The organism is Butyricimonas muris (assembly GCF_046365375.1).
GTDB lineage: Bacteria > Bacteroidota > Bacteroidia > Bacteroidales > Marinifilaceae > Butyricimonas > Butyricimonas muris.
This window is the reverse complement of sequence record NZ_JBKEIT010000006.1, coordinates 240,291-256,608: the sequence shown is the minus strand read 5'-3', so window position 1 is coordinate 256,608 and position 16,318 is coordinate 240,291. Positions and strand designations below refer to the sequence as shown.

Annotated in this window: 14 protein-coding genes, 1 tRNA gene and 1 other RNA gene; 8 read left to right on the top strand and 8 right to left on the bottom strand. The window is 44.4% G+C overall.

Translation table 11 applies throughout. The features are described from left to right. Positions 1–7: 7 nt before the first annotated feature. Positions 8–685 (top strand): ATP-dependent Clp endopeptidase proteolytic subunit ClpP, encoded by a 678-nt coding sequence (gene clpP, locus ACK8P8_RS12045; RefSeq protein ID WP_099289978.1) that lies wholly within the window; start codon positions 8–10, stop codon positions 683–685. Next, complete coding sequence (gene clpX / locus ACK8P8_RS12040; protein ID WP_099289977.1) at positions 685–1,902, top strand: ATP-dependent Clp protease ATP-binding subunit ClpX; 1,218 nt, start codon at positions 685–687, stop codon at positions 1,900–1,902. The genes clpP and clpX overlap by 1 nt, the downstream gene beginning before the upstream one ends. Before the next feature lie 45 nt (positions 1,903–1,947). Here the strand turns inward: clpX and ACK8P8_RS12035 are convergent, their stop codons facing one another. The 5 genes from ACK8P8_RS12035 to ACK8P8_RS12015 all read right to left on the bottom strand — a co-directional run bounded on the left by ACK8P8_RS12035 (position 1,948) and on the right by ACK8P8_RS12015 (position 9,171). Continuing rightward, the gene (locus ACK8P8_RS12035; RefSeq protein WP_410025917.1) at positions 1,948–2,856 is read right to left on the bottom strand and encodes an ABC transporter ATP-binding protein; all 909 of its coding nucleotides are present in this window, start codon (positions 2,854–2,856) and stop codon (positions 1,948–1,950) included. 18 nt (positions 2,857–2,874) lie between these two features. Beyond that, entirely contained in the window at positions 2,875–6,084 is a 3,210-nt protein-coding gene (locus ACK8P8_RS12030; protein ID WP_410025916.1) for a golvesin C-terminal-like domain-containing protein, read from the bottom strand. Between the two features lie 373 nt (positions 6,085–6,457). Beyond that, a complete protein-coding gene (locus ACK8P8_RS12025; RefSeq protein ID WP_303181349.1) occupies positions 6,458–7,201 on the bottom strand; it encodes a tRNA threonylcarbamoyladenosine dehydratase in 744 nt (247 codons plus the stop codon). Then, complete coding sequence (locus ACK8P8_RS12020) at positions 7,201–7,881, bottom strand: TatD family hydrolase (RefSeq protein WP_369860558.1); 681 nt, start codon at positions 7,879–7,881, stop codon at positions 7,201–7,203. The genes ACK8P8_RS12025 and ACK8P8_RS12020 overlap by 1 nt, the downstream gene beginning before the upstream one ends. A gap of 3 nt (positions 7,882–7,884) precedes the next feature. Continuing rightward, positions 7,885–9,171, bottom strand: coding sequence for an L-cysteine desulfidase family protein (locus tag ACK8P8_RS12015; RefSeq protein WP_227217209.1), 1,287 nt, complete (start codon positions 9,169–9,171; stop codon positions 7,885–7,887). 146 nt (positions 9,172–9,317) lie between these two features. Here ACK8P8_RS12015 and ACK8P8_RS12010 point away from each other — a divergent pair, with 146 nt between their 5' ends. Continuing rightward, positions 9,318–9,848 (top strand): SPOR domain-containing protein, encoded by a 531-nt coding sequence (locus ACK8P8_RS12010; protein ID WP_227217208.1) that lies wholly within the window; start codon positions 9,318–9,320, stop codon positions 9,846–9,848. A 49-nt stretch (positions 9,849–9,897) separates the two neighbouring features. Here ACK8P8_RS12010 and ACK8P8_RS12005 read toward each other — a convergent pair whose 3' ends face one another. Then, positions 9,898–10,884, bottom strand: a complete 987-nt coding sequence (locus tag ACK8P8_RS12005) for a GSCFA domain-containing protein (protein WP_186977279.1) — start codon at positions 10,882–10,884, stop codon at positions 9,898–9,900. Positions 10,885–10,983: 99 nt separating this feature from the next. Between ACK8P8_RS12005 and ACK8P8_RS12000 the strand changes: the two genes are divergently transcribed. From ACK8P8_RS12000 to ACK8P8_RS11990, 3 genes are all read left to right on the top strand, one after another. Further along, positions 10,984–11,538 (top strand): manganese efflux pump MntP, encoded by a 555-nt coding sequence (locus ACK8P8_RS12000; RefSeq protein WP_099289969.1) that lies wholly within the window; start codon positions 10,984–10,986, stop codon positions 11,536–11,538. A gap of 116 nt (positions 11,539–11,654) precedes the next feature. Continuing rightward, positions 11,655–12,056: a transfer-messenger RNA gene (gene ssrA / locus ACK8P8_RS11995) on the top strand. Positions 12,057–12,181: 125 nt separating this feature from the next. Continuing rightward, positions 12,182–12,565 (top strand): MmcQ/YjbR family DNA-binding protein, encoded by a 384-nt coding sequence (locus ACK8P8_RS11990; protein ID WP_369860557.1) that lies wholly within the window; start codon positions 12,182–12,184, stop codon positions 12,563–12,565. A gap of 44 nt (positions 12,566–12,609) precedes the next feature. Here the strand turns inward: ACK8P8_RS11990 and ACK8P8_RS11985 are convergent, their stop codons facing one another. Further along, entirely contained in the window at positions 12,610–14,085 is a 1,476-nt protein-coding gene (locus tag ACK8P8_RS11985; RefSeq protein WP_369860556.1) for a catalase, read from the bottom strand. Between the two features lie 85 nt (positions 14,086–14,170). Further along, entirely contained in the window at positions 14,171–14,503 is a 333-nt protein-coding gene (locus ACK8P8_RS11980) for a diguanylate cyclase (RefSeq protein ID WP_369860555.1), read from the bottom strand. A 230-nt stretch (positions 14,504–14,733) separates the two neighbouring features. On the opposite strand from ACK8P8_RS11980, the gene ACK8P8_RS11975 reads away from it, so the two are divergent. Then, a tRNA-Asn gene (locus tag ACK8P8_RS11975) sits at positions 14,734–14,807 on the top strand. Between the two features lie 163 nt (positions 14,808–14,970). Continuing rightward, positions 14,971–16,311: a TolC family protein gene (locus tag ACK8P8_RS11970; protein ID WP_369860554.1), complete on the top strand. Its 1,341-nt coding sequence runs from the start codon at positions 14,971–14,973 to the stop codon at positions 16,309–16,311. Positions 16,312–16,318 lie beyond the last annotated feature (7 nt).

Here is a 16,318-nt window from a genome sequence, read left to right as displayed (position 1 = left end):
AGGACTTATGTTTTCACAAGACGAATTCAAGAAATATGCCATGAAGCATAAAGGAATCAGTAGCCTGAATCTACATCGTATCGAATCAGCTACTGCCAGCTATATATCCCCGACGATCATCGAGGAGCGCCAATTGAACGTGGCAAGCATGGACGTTTTTTCAAGATTAATGATGGACCGTATTATATTCCTCGGGGTACCGATTGACGACACCGTGGCAAATATCGTTATGGCGCAATTGTTATTTTTGGAATCAGCCGATCCGACCAAAGACGTGCAGATCTATTTCAACACCCCGGGCGGTAGCGTGTACGACGGACTCGGAATCTATGACACGATGCAATACATCAAATGTGACGTGGCAACCATCTGTACCGGTATGGCCGCATCCATGGGTGCCGTGCTGATGACGGCAGGCACCAAAGGAAAACGTTCCGCACTGCAACACTCCCGCATCATGATACACCAACCGATGGGCGGTGCCCAAGGTCAGGCATCCGATATCGAGATCACGGCACGGGAAATCATGAAATTGAAAAAAGAACTTTACCAAATCATCGCCGATCATTCCGGTAACCCGCTGAAAAAAGTGGAAAAAGACTCAGACCGCGACTACTGGATGACTGCTGTGGAAGCGAAAGAATACGGAATGATTGACACTGTTTTAACTCGGAATCATAAATAATGCAAGATAAATGTTCGTTTTGCGGAAGATCACGTGACGAAGTGGATCTTCTGATTGCCGGGATGGACGGTTTCATTTGCGAGATGTGTGCCCAACAGGCGTACGACATCGTGCAAGAGGAACAAAGAGGCCATTCCACCCCTTTAGATATGGATCATATCGAGGTCAAGAAACCGATAGAGATCAAACAATTCATGGATCAATACGTGATCGGTCAGGACGAGGCGAAAAAACACCTTGCCGTGGCTGTTTACAACCATTATAAACGATTGACACAAAAGCCCGGTAACGACGACGTGGAGATCGAGAAGTCCAACATCATCATGGTCGGTCGCACGGGAACGGGGAAAACCTTGCTGGCACGCACGATTGCCAAAATGCTGCACGTGCCTTTCACTATCGTGGACGCCACCGTGCTGACGGAAGCGGGATACGTGGGCGAGGACATCGAATCCGTCCTGACACGCTTATTGCAAGCAGCCGACTACGACGTGGACGCGGCAGAAAAAGGTATCGTCTTTATTGACGAGATCGACAAGATCGCCCGCAAAGGCGACAACCCGTCCATCACCCGTGATGTCAGCGGCGAAGGCGTGCAACAAGGTTTGTTGAAACTACTGGAAGGTTCTATCGTGAACGTACCCCCGCAAGGCGGACGCAAACACCCTGACCAGAAGATGATCCCGGTAAACACCAAGAATATCCTCTTCATCTGTGGCGGAGCATTCGACGGTGTCGAGAAAAAGATTGCCCAACGTATGAACACCCAAGTGGTAGGATTCACGGCAAGCAAAGAAACTTTCCTTCTCGACCGTGACAACATGTTGCAATACATCGCCCCGCAAGACTTGAAGTCTTTCGGGTTGATTCCCGAGATCATCGGGCGTCTTCCGGTATTGACTTACTTGGAACCACTGGATCGCCAAGCCCTGCGGAACATCCTCACGGAACCCAAAAACGCGATCATCCGCCAATACATCAAACTATTCGAACTCGACAATATCACGTTAAATTTCAACGAGGATGTCTTCGAATACATTGTTGACAAGGCTATTGAATTTAAACTGGGAGCCCGCGGACTACGTTCCATTTGCGAAGCCATCATGACCGACTTGATGTTCGAGATTCCCTCGCAACACTGCGACTCCATCACGGTCACCAAAGAATACGCCGAGAGCAAACTCGACAAATTTACTGCCCAGAAATTACGGGCGTGATTTTACCCAAAAAAAACGAGATTCGGAATGAATCTCGTTTTTTACTTACAAACGCTTAGCCTGCATATCCATCTTGTCTTTCAACACGAAATCCATATAATAAACGTAAGCGTGTTCCAGATTCGGTTCTATTGACTTCACGTCTGCATATTCTGCAACTTCTTCTGCCACAATTTGGATTCTCAGTCCCCCGTCTTCGGGAACCGTCATGATCACGGGATATTTCCCTTTTATCGCTTCATACTCGTCTTGCATGACGAACAGTTCCCAAACTTTCCCTCTCGCCTGTCCGAGCATCTCCCCCGGGGTACCCATGAACTTTAATTGCCCGTGATTTAACAAAGCAACATTCTTGCAACTACTGGAAATATCCCCCACGATATGTGTCGATAATATAATCGTCGCATCTTTATCACTTATATCCGACAGAATATTCCGGAAACGGATACGCTCTTCCGGGTCGAGTCCGGTTGTAGGTTCATCGACAATGATAATCTTGGGATTCCCGATAATCGCTTGCGCTATGCCTAGCCGACGTTTCATACCCCCGGACAAGCGATTTGCCCAACGGTCACGTTCCTCGTAAAGTCCCACTTTCCTCAACATTTCGTCAACAAGCTCCCCCCGTTTCTTTTTTTCTATACCGGCAAGTCCCGCACTATAATCTAAAAACTCCCAAGCCCGAAACTTTTGAAAAGTACGAAAATCCTGTGGCAAATACCCCAGCATAGAACGAATCGCTTTCCTGTCTTTCGATAAATCATAATCATCAAAAAATATCGTGCCGGAAGTCGGATTCTGCAATAACGTCATTATGCACATCAAAGTCGTTTTACCCGCCCCGTTCGGTCCCAGCAAACCAAACATACCGGATTCTATTTCTAAATTCAAATCACGTAAAGCCTCTTTACCACCGGCATATATTTTCCCAAGATGTTCAATTCTTATTTTCATAGTTATATAGTATTAGTATTATTTTACTTTAACCCACTTCACGGCATCCGCCACGATAGATTGATTGGGATCCGCTCCCTGTCCGGACAAGTTAATCTTTGCCATACCTGCATTAAATTGATATACCCCCATCGAAACCCATCCATTCGCCTCTTCCAACGGTAATAATTCTATCGTTTCCTCCCCTTCGGCATGAGCAAACCGATACGTTTGCACCCGGGGAGCCGTTAGCCATCCACTTTTTACAAGACCGGCATCCACGCTATTATCATTATAAACAAACAATTCATACTTCCCGGACTCGGGTAAATTCACTTCCCACTCAACCGCAGAAACACCATCCCCCGATCTTTTCATTAAATAACTTTTTACCAGTTCCCCGTACGAGTTCTCCATAGCCGATTCATGCCAACGAGTACCATTATAACTATCGTCTCTCTTGTTATACACTTTATCAAGAACACGCCTGTCCTCGATAACACGGCAACCCGGATCTGCATTATCCACGATGTACACTCCCGCCTCCGGGGCAAAAGCAAGAGTATCCGCATCAAAAATGCCTTCTATTGGCTTACTTAGCCTATTCGTTTGAGGGAAATTATCAAAATGAAGTAACGAAGGATTGTTCATCGCGAAGTTCGTACTTATCCTAACCCCTTCACTCACCCCGAATTCATTATAATATTTAATCTCTTTGCAAGCATTTGCCGGAATAAAATAATCTCGTGATTTTCCCCTGTAACTACTTATCGAAACTATTCCATCCAGATTCCCCTTATTCCATACTTTAATACTAAACACATGACCTTCTTCACCTTTTGATGTTTCCACCGCGTCTAACCGCGCATCTCTAAAATAAAAAGCGGGTAAACCTCTCTCGCTATACAATTGCCGGGTCAAATCAAGAAAATCTATCCCGAACTCCTCCTCTACAGCCTCGCAATACTTCTCGTAACTGAAACATTGGAAGGCGTGATTTTCCATGAAGCCGGAATTGAAACGATCAAATTCCTCGTAAGGAACAGAACACAAAAGATTTTTAAAGAAGTTATAGCCTTTAAGGTGTATTGCAAAATCTAATTTTATATCACGATTCGGATTTTGCAATGCTTCTTCAAGATTGTGATCCTTGAAATATCTAATTGCAAATTCACCACTATAGCTATTAAAATTATCTCCAACCCCCTCCTGCATCATATGAAACAAAAGATCGATTCCCGCGAACTCGGGAGAAAATACATTATAATGATCTTTTTGTAACAAGGAAGAAATGTCATTTGCATTTTTCACCTGATTATTTGGAGTACGTCTCGCGAATCGACCTAAAAACATATCGCCCGCCGGCATATCAATTAAATCATTCACTAAAAAACCTCTGTACATCCACAAAAACTCGTGAGACGGGTCAAAATTCTCTCTCTCGTCATGCATGGGTTTAAATGGCAACCGGAATAAAGACTCCCTTTCCGGACGGTACACGATTCCCGAATGTACATATTCGCTACTACCCTTCCAATCCCTGCTATATGCGCAAAAATGGACAGGAGTTTCAACAAGATTCAATTTATCATATACATACGCACTATTCCGGTCAAACATAAGTGCTAAATTCCACTGATCAAAAATTATCTCCATGTCTAACTCCTTGAAAAGAAGATACTCGTGTCCCGGCAACAGAAAGACTTCGTAGAACACATCTCCATTCTGAATCCCCTTTCGCACATAATCACCGATACAAAGAGTCAACCCGGACACCCCGAATTTACCGGTAAAACAAATATTATCACCTTCCCTGCTCTCTTCTCCCGGGGCTACCGGTACTCGTTTATCCTCTCCACTCACGGTCAACTTGAAACGAGTAAATTCCCGCTCCGTGAAATAAGGTGCATTCACGTTCACCGTGGGTTTACTCGTCGGGTACCATAAACATTCCGGGGTCAACAACGTGTAATCCGGGCGGAGATAATAATAATCACGTCCCATGTTATACATGTAGTAACCACGTGAACGTGCCGCAAGAGAATCGATATTCACCACCTCCGCATAACAGACGGCTGGAGAGATACCACCCCGGTAATCCACCCCGATTTCTTTCGTTTCTCCCGGCTGCATCGACATCGCGAGAACAATCACTTGCCTCTCCCGCCGATAAGATAAATTCTCTTTACCCGAAGCGAGTTTCAACACCTCCAGCCCCGGATTCAAGTACAACACGACAGAGTCTATTTTCCGCTCGTACGGGTTATACACTTTCAATTTACTGGAGGCAAGGTAAGCATATCCCTCTTGTTTGAAATTTATATCATGCTCCAAGACATTAACCTTGGGTAAATTCTGGTATTTCACGAATACATCCCGAACAACCTCACGTTCTTTATCCCTTTGAACATATTTACCCACATAAAAGCCCGAAACAACGAACCCCACCACAAGTAATAATATTCCGAACTTCCCGGTAGCGAAATTAGCCTTGGCACTATTGGATATTCGACAGATAAAAGTTATTCCCAGAATAATTAACCCGCATCCCCAAGCGAGAAACGAGAACCGCTGCAACAGAAAACTACTCGAATCGGCAAATCCCGTGACATCCGAGAAAGCATTGGGCATCCCCAAGGCTAAAATATCGAAAGCACCGTAAAGCACTCCTTTACCGAAAAATACGCCAAAATAAAGAAAAGCAAGCAACAGGACGCAAGCCAGTGCAAAATTACGCGCTATTCCTTTCACGCATATCGTGAATCCCGTGATAAAAAATAAAATCGGACAAGTTATGGTTAAAAAGTAAAATACATAAGGAGAAAAAACAAAAGGAGAATCACTTGCCAATAAATGAATAGACAAGGCGATGATCCCCAACAAAATATCCAGACACAAAATAACAAGTATAAAACCCAACGTTTTCCCGAGCAATAACTCCATGTTAGAAAACGGTCGTGCCGAAACAGATGAATTAGCATCCACGTATTTGTCTTCCCGCAGAAAATTACCCGCCCAGAAAATAGCGATAATGATTTGCAGGATATTTACCAGATAAGCATTGGCAAAAGGAATCGCGGAAGGCAAGGATATCGCTATCCATTCCGGTTCTTTGATACTACTTTGCGTGATAACGTGAAGAAAGGCCACAATCAATACACTCAATACCGTGACAACCTTGAAACTCCATTCCCTCGTGATGGCCTTCGCCTCGTAACGAGCGATCAAGCCAATAGTTCGATAGTTCATAGTTAAAATTTTTAGTAACACATTTTAAAAACGCACGCCTCCCATAAAATCGTTCTTGAAAAATAGATTGCAGTCTATTATCATCATTTAAAGTCAGCATTCATCCCTTACAAACGTATACATTAATTACATCAATTACAAGTAAATTGTTATTTTTATTAATTTTGATTATTTCATCACCATTCACAGACACACCTCTATGCGGCTTAATACCCAAGACCCACTATAATAATACCGAAGTCCTAGGGTAATCATACCCTTCCTCCGTTCTTGCTCCGGTTATCCTGTGGAGATCCTATAATCTCACATATAGAAAGCACGCACTAAAAGCACATAAACACCGTCACCGGGGAATGATTTCCATAGGACTTCCCTAGTTCTTCTTTAGGTCTTCACTAGAAACAGGTTCCGCCAGATCACGGATAACTACCGAAGCACAAAAACACCCGAACACGGGCGGCATGTAAGAAATCGTTCCCACGTTCGATTTCTTATTCTCACTCTCGCTCAACACAATAGCTTCCGGAGCAACTTCCTCGGGCGAGAACACGACCTTCACCCCCTTGTAGACACCCAGTTTATGAAGCCTTTTGCGAAGCATACGGGCAAGATTACAATTATAAGATTTGGAAATATCGGCAATACATACCTGTGTCGGGTCCATTTTTCCCCCGGCACCCATGGAACTCACGATACGATATCCCTTTTGCAGACTATGGTAAATCAGGAAAATCTTGGGAGCTAACGTGTCTATCGCATCTACCACGTAATCATACTTCGCCATCTCCAATATCTCGATCATTCGCTCGTCTTTGATAAAATCATTGATCACGTGAAGCCGGATGTCCGGATTGATATCCCGGAATCGGGCAGCCATGATTTCCGCTTTCGCCTTCCCGATATTACTGTCCAATGCCGGCAACTGCCGATTTTTATTCGTCACGTCTACACGATCACCGTCAATAATCGTCAACTCGCCTATCCCTGCCCGGCACAATTGCTCGGCGGCATACGCCCCTACACCACCCAACCCGGCAACCAACACGTGCGCATTTTTCAACTGTCCCAACCGCTCCTGCCCCAAGAGCAATTCCGTTCTACTCAGCCAATCCATAATTATATCGCAAAAACATTCTTTAAATTTTCCCTCGTCACCCTCTTCAATTCCTCCGCGGTAAGTCCCAGTATACCGGATGCCGCGCTGTAAATAACATCAATCCCCACCGTCTTGTCATCATTCTCCAAAAACAACCTGTTCAAAGGAACATGTCGTAGCAAATGAAAAGCGTTGGAGCGGTCATTTAAAAGTGCCGTCCCCGCGGAAATATAAAACCCGTGTTCCAACAATTGTCGCAATATCTGTTCGTTATTATTATACCCGTGAATAATCCACGGGATTGAAGATTTCATCTTTTTCCGAATAGCTATCAACTCGGAATACGCCTTTACACAATGAATAATCAGAGGTTTCCGAAACTTTTCGCCCAATTCAACCTGTCTTTCCAACACCCGTTCCTGTTCCTCTATACAAACCGGAGAGCGACGGTCCAAACCGCACTCTCCGATCGCGATAACTCTCCCCGTGCAAAGCATGTCATTTACACACGTCAAAGCATCCTCTCCAATTTCCCCGAGTTTCATCGGATGAACACCTACCGAGTAAAAAACTTCCTGCCCCTCTTCTATCACCCGTCTTTTCTCGTCTTCAATCCACGCTTTTCCCTCTCCAACATCCAAGACATTGATTCCTTCACCGACATGATGCGTGTGTATATTCACGTACGGGTTCAAATTCAAAAACTATTTTGTTTCCTTGTTGCACATGATGTTCAGGATCGTCTTATCCGTCTCCTCCATTCCCTTGGTTCCAATCAATCCCACGTTACGAATGGTTCGCTCGATATCCTCTTCCACTATCCCGTCATTATTTGTTTTTATACCGTTCATGGATAACAGAGCCGCCTGTACGGCAGCAGATACCCCGGAATAAACTTTCAAGGCACATCCCTGTTTAGCTCCGTCACACATCATTCCGGTCAAGTTGGAACACATCGTTTTGATCGTGTTGACCATATTCTCGTAAGTACCGCCCATCAAGTAAGTGATAGCCGAAGCTGCTCCCGTACCGGCAATCAAAATCCCGCAAAGAGCAGAAAGATGTCCCATGTAATGGTGGATATGCACCGCGATCAGGTTACTCAATGCCAAGGCGCGAGCCAACTGCTCGCGTGAAGCCCCGAATTTTTCGGCAGCCACCACCACGGGCAAATACACCGTGATCCCCTGATTACCGCTACCGGAATTTGTCATTACCGGTTTCGGGCATCCGTCCATACGGGCATCCGACGCTGCCGTCGCGCGAATCAATGTGCGGTTCAACAAATCGTCCTCCAATAATCCCTTGTCTATATTCTCTTTCAGCGTCTTGCCAATTTGCAAACCGTACTCGGATTGTAACCCCTCGGCAGAAATGGCCTTGTTCATCTCGGCTCCTTGCAAAACAAACTCGATATCTTTCACGTCTACCTCGTGCACGAAATCCCAAATACGTTTCACGCTTAACTCCGGTCCCTTATCTTCTTTCTTTGTCGTATCTAACTTAAATTCTCTCTTGAAAAGTTCCTCGCCGTTCTTTTCCACTAGGATGATATTCGTGTGCGTGTGAGCGATAATCACTTTCACCTTATCATTTCCCTTGGATGCCAATGCCTCGGCGTACAATTTATCCGGGGCATCCATTTTCAGAGAAACCGTAACATGACTTAACAAATCCTTGGCACGTTGCAGGTTATCCCCCACGTTCACGTCCTTCAATACTTCCAGACCGTACTCGGACTTCCCGCAAACCGCTCCCAAAGCAGCGGCGATAGGAAGACCTACCATTCCGGTTCCGGGAATCCCGACCCCCATGCCGTTTTTATAAATATTACCACTAACCAGTACATCCAAATGCTCGGGCACGCCTCCCAATACCTCTTTACACTTTGCACAAGCCAGAGCACAGGCTACTGGCTCGGTACACCCCAAGGCCGGAACGGCCTCTCTTCTCAATATTTCAATGATTTGTTGATCTGTTACTTGATTCATCTTTTCCTATTTTATTCATGTAGAATGTTTCATATTCACGGCTACAAAAATAGTGTTATTTATCTATTTTTCTACCACAAAAAGACAATTTATACTATCTTTGTCGATTGAAGTCGAATTAGTTGTATCACGATAGACATTTATTCATGAAATCAATACTTGTTATTTTAATATTATTCATTACCCATCAAACTTGGGCACAGACAGACACTATACCCGCGGTGAAACCGGATGTAGACTTTTTCAAACAACTCTCTCAAGCAGACTCTATCACGGGCGGGAAAGTTACGCTCCACGGGGACCCGAAAATCGAACAGCTAATGAAACTGAATCTTTCTGTCAACAGGAAGGAACAGGCTTTCCAAGGCTATCGTATCCAAATATTATCTGCCAGTTCTTATAATACCAACATCGACACGTTGAAAAGTTACACGCAACGATTCGAGGAAGAATTTCCGGATATTCGTGCCTATCTGCAATACACGGATCCCGACTTTAAAATCCGTGTCGGCAACTTCCGTACCCGCATCGAGACTATCCCCGCGTTAAAACGTATTCGTAAGAAATATGCCGGGGCTTATCCCGTGAAGACCGTGATCTATTTGAAAGAACTCGATCCCGTGGTGGAACAAGACACGATTCCGCTGACACCGCGAGAACTAATGCCCTCTCTCTAAATCACAGCTACCATCCACGTACCCAAGTGCCATGAAACACGGATAATCATCACTTGCTTACCGAATCTTTCAACTTTCTTTCTTCTTCACTAAAATCAATTGACGGGAAAGAACGGGAAATCGCTACAATTTCCGTTAGTAAATTCTTTACCAAACGTTGATAATCATTTGACGCCGGATCAAAAGGTCGATGAGCTACCGCCTTGTTTATCCTTCCAATCCGGTTCATCAGTCCCAACACCTCCGGACTGATAAAGCTATACAGGAATCTCTCCCAAGTATAGTCAATCGTGAGGCTGGACATATGCAACATATCATCCGCGTAGAATCGGTAGTCCCTCAACTCGTCCAGCACGATCTCGTAAGCCGGGAAATAATACACGTTATTCAGCTTTTCCCGCAATTGGTCGATTGCCAACAATAAGGTTGCTTTACTCAACTGGTTTCCATGCGCCCCATCTTTCCAGTGCCGAATAGGACTCACGGTAAACAATACCCGCATTCCGGGATTCACCTTCTGCAAACTCCCGATCAATTCCGTGTACTCTTTCACGATCTCTTCCACGTTCAACCGATAACGCTCGAAATCCTGCGAGGGGATCTTGTGACAATTCGATACGACCACGTCTTTTCCCGTGTGTCGGTATACCCATGCCGTTCCCCACGTGATCACCAGTAAATCCACGGAGCGAATCTCTTCAGTGGCACGAGCCAACCGACGGTTAATCTTATCCAGACACTCCTCTTGATCTGTCGAAGAAAAAGCCCCGTGGTGGAACAAACTCACCCACTTATCCCCGACCTGCATCAAATCTTCCTTCCCGAATTTCTTCCCCTCCACGATCAAACGGAGCACATTAGCTACCGATCGCGGATTATAAACAATCCCGCAAGGATTCACATCAACATCAAATTTGTAATATGAAAACTTACCTCCCATATTCTCCGCGAAACACGATCCCAACATCATCAATTTGGAACTGTAATCTATCATAAAATCGGGTGCCGTAATATTAACCTTCGTCTGCAAATTCATATCTATTCTTATTATAAATAAACTCTCCTTATCTACAAAGTTACATTTTTTGCGCTTAATTTCGCCATCATTTTTATACTTTTGTCAAAAATTTCATGCATGGGTATTATCTCCGTATTAATGATCGCCTTAGGGTTGGCAATGGATAGCCTCGCTGTAAGTATCAGCGGGGGGATCGTTATGCAACCGTTCCGCATGAATCAATCATTGCGCCTTGCCTTCACCATGGGAATATTTCAAGGAGGCATGACCTTACTCGGTTGGTTACTCGGGGTTAGCTTCAGCTCGTACATCACCTCTTTCGACCATTGGATTGCCTTTGTATTGCTTGGTTTTCTGGGAGGCAAAATGATTTACGAATCATTCGAGGAAGAGGAAACAACCATCTCGTCTTTTTCCAACAAAACTCTTATCACCCTTGGCATTGCCACCAGCATTGACGCATTAGCTGTCGGCGTCAGTATGGCATTCCTGAAAACAAGTATTTATTTCCCCGCTTTCATAATCGCCCTTGTCACCTTCACCCTTTCTTTGCTTGGGGTTATCTGCGGATATCGTTTCGGCAAGATCAAAGGCATCAACGTCGAACTTCTCGGTGGCATCATCCTCATCGCCATCGGTATCAAAATCCTCGTGGAACACTTGATGGAGTAAGGAATTTATGATTCATGATTTACGATTTATGATTTAGTGATCGTCGGAAAGAAATAATTTTCAATTTTCAACTTTCAATTTTCAATTATTTCGTATCTTTGTACCTGCATACCGAAGGGGCAGACGTGGATTTGACAGCATGATGAATAGGTATGTAAGCATGTCGGGCGTAGTGAAGCCGGCCCGTTAATCCCGGACGCAAAATTTTAATTGGCGAAAGAAATTACGCTCTTGCTGCCTAATCGAATCACAGTAGATTGAGGCTTAATCTCCGCTCAAGGTAGTGGAGACAGGACATCCCGCTGGCGGTCCCACCTTGTGCCAACCAGCATCCGGGGTGCAGGCAATACGAGGTTAGTCAACGTCTTGCTTCGCGACGCTGATGAAACTTTAGAAGCTAAGGTATAGTTTGGGTGCTTTTTTCCGGGCTATATTCGAAAACCAACAAAAAGCTAAGCATGTAGAAAGCATATTGATTCCGTGTTTGGACCGGGGTTCGATTCCCCGCTGCTCCACCCCTTCAAGAAAAACGACCATTTGTAGGTCGTTTTTTCGTTTACTATGATTACATTTGTTTTCCAAAACATTCATGTATGGAAATAACTAATAATCTTTATCTTTGCTCCCGAGCAACACGACAAATATGAATATTGAAGAATTTAGAGAATTGTGTCTTTCTTTCCCACACACGACGGAAGAATTCCCGTTTGACGAAACGACGTTGGTATTCAAGGTGTTCAATAAAATGTTCACGTACGCGGATATCATGCCCTTCGAAACAATCGCCTTGAAATGCGATCCGGACCGGGCTATCGAACTACGGGAAAAATACCCGGAAATCACCCCCGCTTATCACTCCAACAAAAAACATTGGAACGGTGTCTACATGCACGGTAGTCTTTCCGACAAGTTTATCGAGGAACTCGTCGAACATTCTTACAGGGAAGTAATAAAGAAACTACCCAAAAGTTTCGTGCAGAAGAACTTTCCGAAATTCTCTTTGACAGAGTCCAATAGAAAGAGTTAGCGAGGGTGACTTTTAGGTCACCCTCGTACAGAATAAATCAATTATTATTCTTGCTGTTGGCGTTTCACCTCGGCAAGTACATCGTTCATATTTAATCCCGCGGCTTCGGCAATACCTTTACCGCAACGTTCATCCGCTTGATAAAAGCGAGCAGCTACCCGGACTTTAATATTCACGGGAACACCCTCCATAGCTGTAGCCACGTTCGTGTGTATCCGTTTCTTTTCATCCTCGGGTACCAAGCGATACAAATCTCCCGGTTGGGTGTAGTAATCTTTATCTTGCTTGTAATGATCCCCCTTACCCTCAATATCAAAAGCCGGTTGATTGTATTTATTATCATCCACGGGACCACCAAAGCTATTCGGTTCGTAATTCACGTCCCCGCCGTTATTGCCATCAACCCGCATATGCCCGTCACGATGATAATTATGCACGGGACAACGAGGTGTATTTACCGGAATCGAATCAGCATTGACACCCAAACGGTAACGATGAGCATCCCCGTATGCGAACAAACGCCCCTGTAACATTTTATTCGGCGAAAACGATATTCCCGGAACAACATTAGCCGGGTTGAAAGCCGACTGCTCCACGTCCGCAAAATAATTCTCCGGATTACGATTCAACTCGATAATTCCGACCTCAATCAACGGGTAATCTTTATGACTCCACACCTTAGTTAAATCAAAAGGATTGAAACGATAGGTTTTAGCATCTTCCTCCGGCATAATCTGAACGCACATTTTCCATTTCGGGAAATTTCCTTTCTCGATATTCTCGAACAAATCCCGCTGCGAATGTTCCCGGTCTTTTGCCACGATTTGCTCTGCCTCCTCGTTCGTGAAATTGGCGATACCTTGCATGCAACGCAAATGGAATTTCACCCAATGACGTTCATTCTTGGCATTATAGAAACTAAATGTATGACTACCGAATCCATGCATATGCCGCAGATCTTGGGGAATACCCCGGTCGCTCATCAAAATCATCACTTGATGCAACGATTCCGGCGAAAGACTCCAGAAATCCCACATGGCAGTGTTACTCCTCAAGTTCGTCTTCGGATCACGCTTTTGCGTGTGAATAAAGTCGGGGAATTTCAAAGGATCACGAATAAAGAAAACAGGCGTGTTATTGCCCACCAAATCCCAGTTGCCCTCGTCCGTGTAAAACTTCATGGCAAAACCCCGTACATCCCGTTCGGTATCCGCGGCTCCTCTCTCTCCCGCTACCGTGGAAAAACGCATAAAAACGTCGGTCTTTTTACCTACTTGGGCAAAAATGCTCGCTTTCGTGTATCGAGTGATATCATTTGTTACCGTGAAAGTTCCGAAAGCCCCGCTTCCTTTAGCATGCACAATTCGTTCCGGAATACGTTCCCGGTTAAAATGCGCCAGTTTTTCCAGCAACCACACGTTTTGCAGCAATGCCGGACCGTGAGGACCAGCCGTTTGAATATTTTGGTTATCACCGACCGGCACTCCGGCTTCCGTCGTAAGTTTTTTCTTTTGTTCCATAGTTCTATAGGTATTATCGTTATTTATAGTTATAAAGTGTATACCTATAAAACCATTAAAATGTTTTACAAATCGAAGATAAATATTATTCCGTCTTCGGTTTCCGGATATAGTGCGGCATTTCAAACGGTATCTCCAAAGAGAATTCCACCAATCCCATGAACTCCCCGTTCTCGTACCACGGTGTCTGATAAATCAATTTCTTCACCCCACCCTTCTCTATCGTGTACGCATTCGTGGTATGTTGTTCCATCAACTCGCCCAACTTCGTCCGGGCAGGTTCCGGATGACAATCAAACACGTTTTGCCCCACCAGATTACCGTGGTTTGTTTTCTGGGATTTCTCATTCATCTGAAGTATCTTACCTTCTTTATCGCATACCGTGATCGCCACGTTCAATTCTTTCATGTAATCCATAGCTGTTATATTTTTGATTGATTCCGCAAATCTACAACTTTTCGCAGCTTTACACGCTTAAAAGCGCAAGTATTCTTATTTTGAAAGTTTTTTTCAAAAGCTATTTTATTGATTATAACGAACATCGTTATACAGGCTGCATTTTATTTACATTTCGGGCATATTTTTTTGCCGAAATATTTTGCAAATTCCCCGGAAGGCTCTATATTTGCACCACGATTTGAGAAGATTCCTTAGTAGCTCAGTTGGTTAGAGCGGCGGACTGTTAATCCGTAGGTCGTAGGTTCAAGTCCTACCTGAGGAGCGAGCAAAGCCCACAACAACATTGTGGGCTTTTTTATTTACGTGCAATTCCATTCGTCGATAAAATATCCCTTTTTGTCGAGTCGCTTTCCCCGAACATCTAAATGATTTGTAAGCCTTTGTCGGATGCTTTATGTTTGTATCAAACAAAATGAACAAAGGCTATGAACAAAATAAGACGTACTTACATTGCAACCATCCTTTTTATAATCATTCCGTCCTTAGTGGGTTTTTCTCAAGAAGAAAAGCCCACTTCTTCATGGACTCTCAAGGATTGTATTGATTATGCCCGGAAAAATAACATCCAAGTACAATCGGCACGGGTAAGCCAAAAAAGCAGTAACGTGGATTTATTGGAAGCCAAAGCCCAACTCTTCCCCTCTCTCACGTTCAGCAGCTCTCAAGGCTGGGGACATCAGAAGATAGAACAAAGCGACGGTAAATTCAAATCACAAAGCGCGTACACGGGCAGTTACACGCTAAACAGCGGGTTGACACTGTACAACGGGGGAAAATTAACCCGTTCCATACGCAAGCAGGAAATGACAAATGAAGCTCAAGAATATCAAGTAAATATGGCGGAAAATGATATCGAGATTGCCGTTACCGAGGCTTATTTGCAAATACTTTACGCGAACGAATCATTAAAGACAAACCGTCAGAATCTGGAAACCTCGGAAGCACAACTAGCCCGCTCCAAAGAATTACTGGATGCCGGTTCCATTGCCATCAGCGACTTTGCGCAGATTGAAGCACAAAACAGTAACGATAAATATAGCGTGACCATGGCAGAGAACACGCTTGCTCTAAATAAATTACAACTGAAACAAATCCTCGAACTGGAACCGAATGACAGCTTCGATATATACTTCCCGGAACTGGACAGCACACAAGTCCTCAGCCTTGTCCCTTCATTGAGCGAGGTCTATCGGGTTGCCCTTGAAACAATGCCTGAGATGAAAAACAGTCAATTGAACGTGGAAGCCTCCCAATTGAATGAAAAAATAGCAGCCGGCGATCGTTTACCGAGTGTTACTTTCAGTGCGTCTGTTTCCACGAACCATGATTCCGAATCGGATCATTCTTTTTCAAAACAAATAAATAACCGATTGAACGAGAATTTGGGGATTAACGTAAGTATCCCCATTTCTCGAAACCGCCAAACGAAATCGGCAGTGGAAAAAGCAAAGCTACAAACCGAAACGGCTCAACTGGAGGAACTGAATACCCGCAAAGAACTATGGAAAACGATAGAAACACTGCACCAGAACGTGACAGCTTCGCAAAGCCGTTATCTCGCGGCAACGAACAGTGTCAAATCCGCCACGATGAGCTACAACCTCGTGCAGGAACAGTTTAACGAAGGCATGAAGAACACGGTAGAGTTACTCACGGAAAAGAACAACTATCTTTCCGCCCTGCAAGAACAGATTCAAGCGAAATTCGAAGCTATTCTTTCGCTCAAACTGTTGAACTTCTACCGGAATCAACCCATCGAATTATAGTATAAAA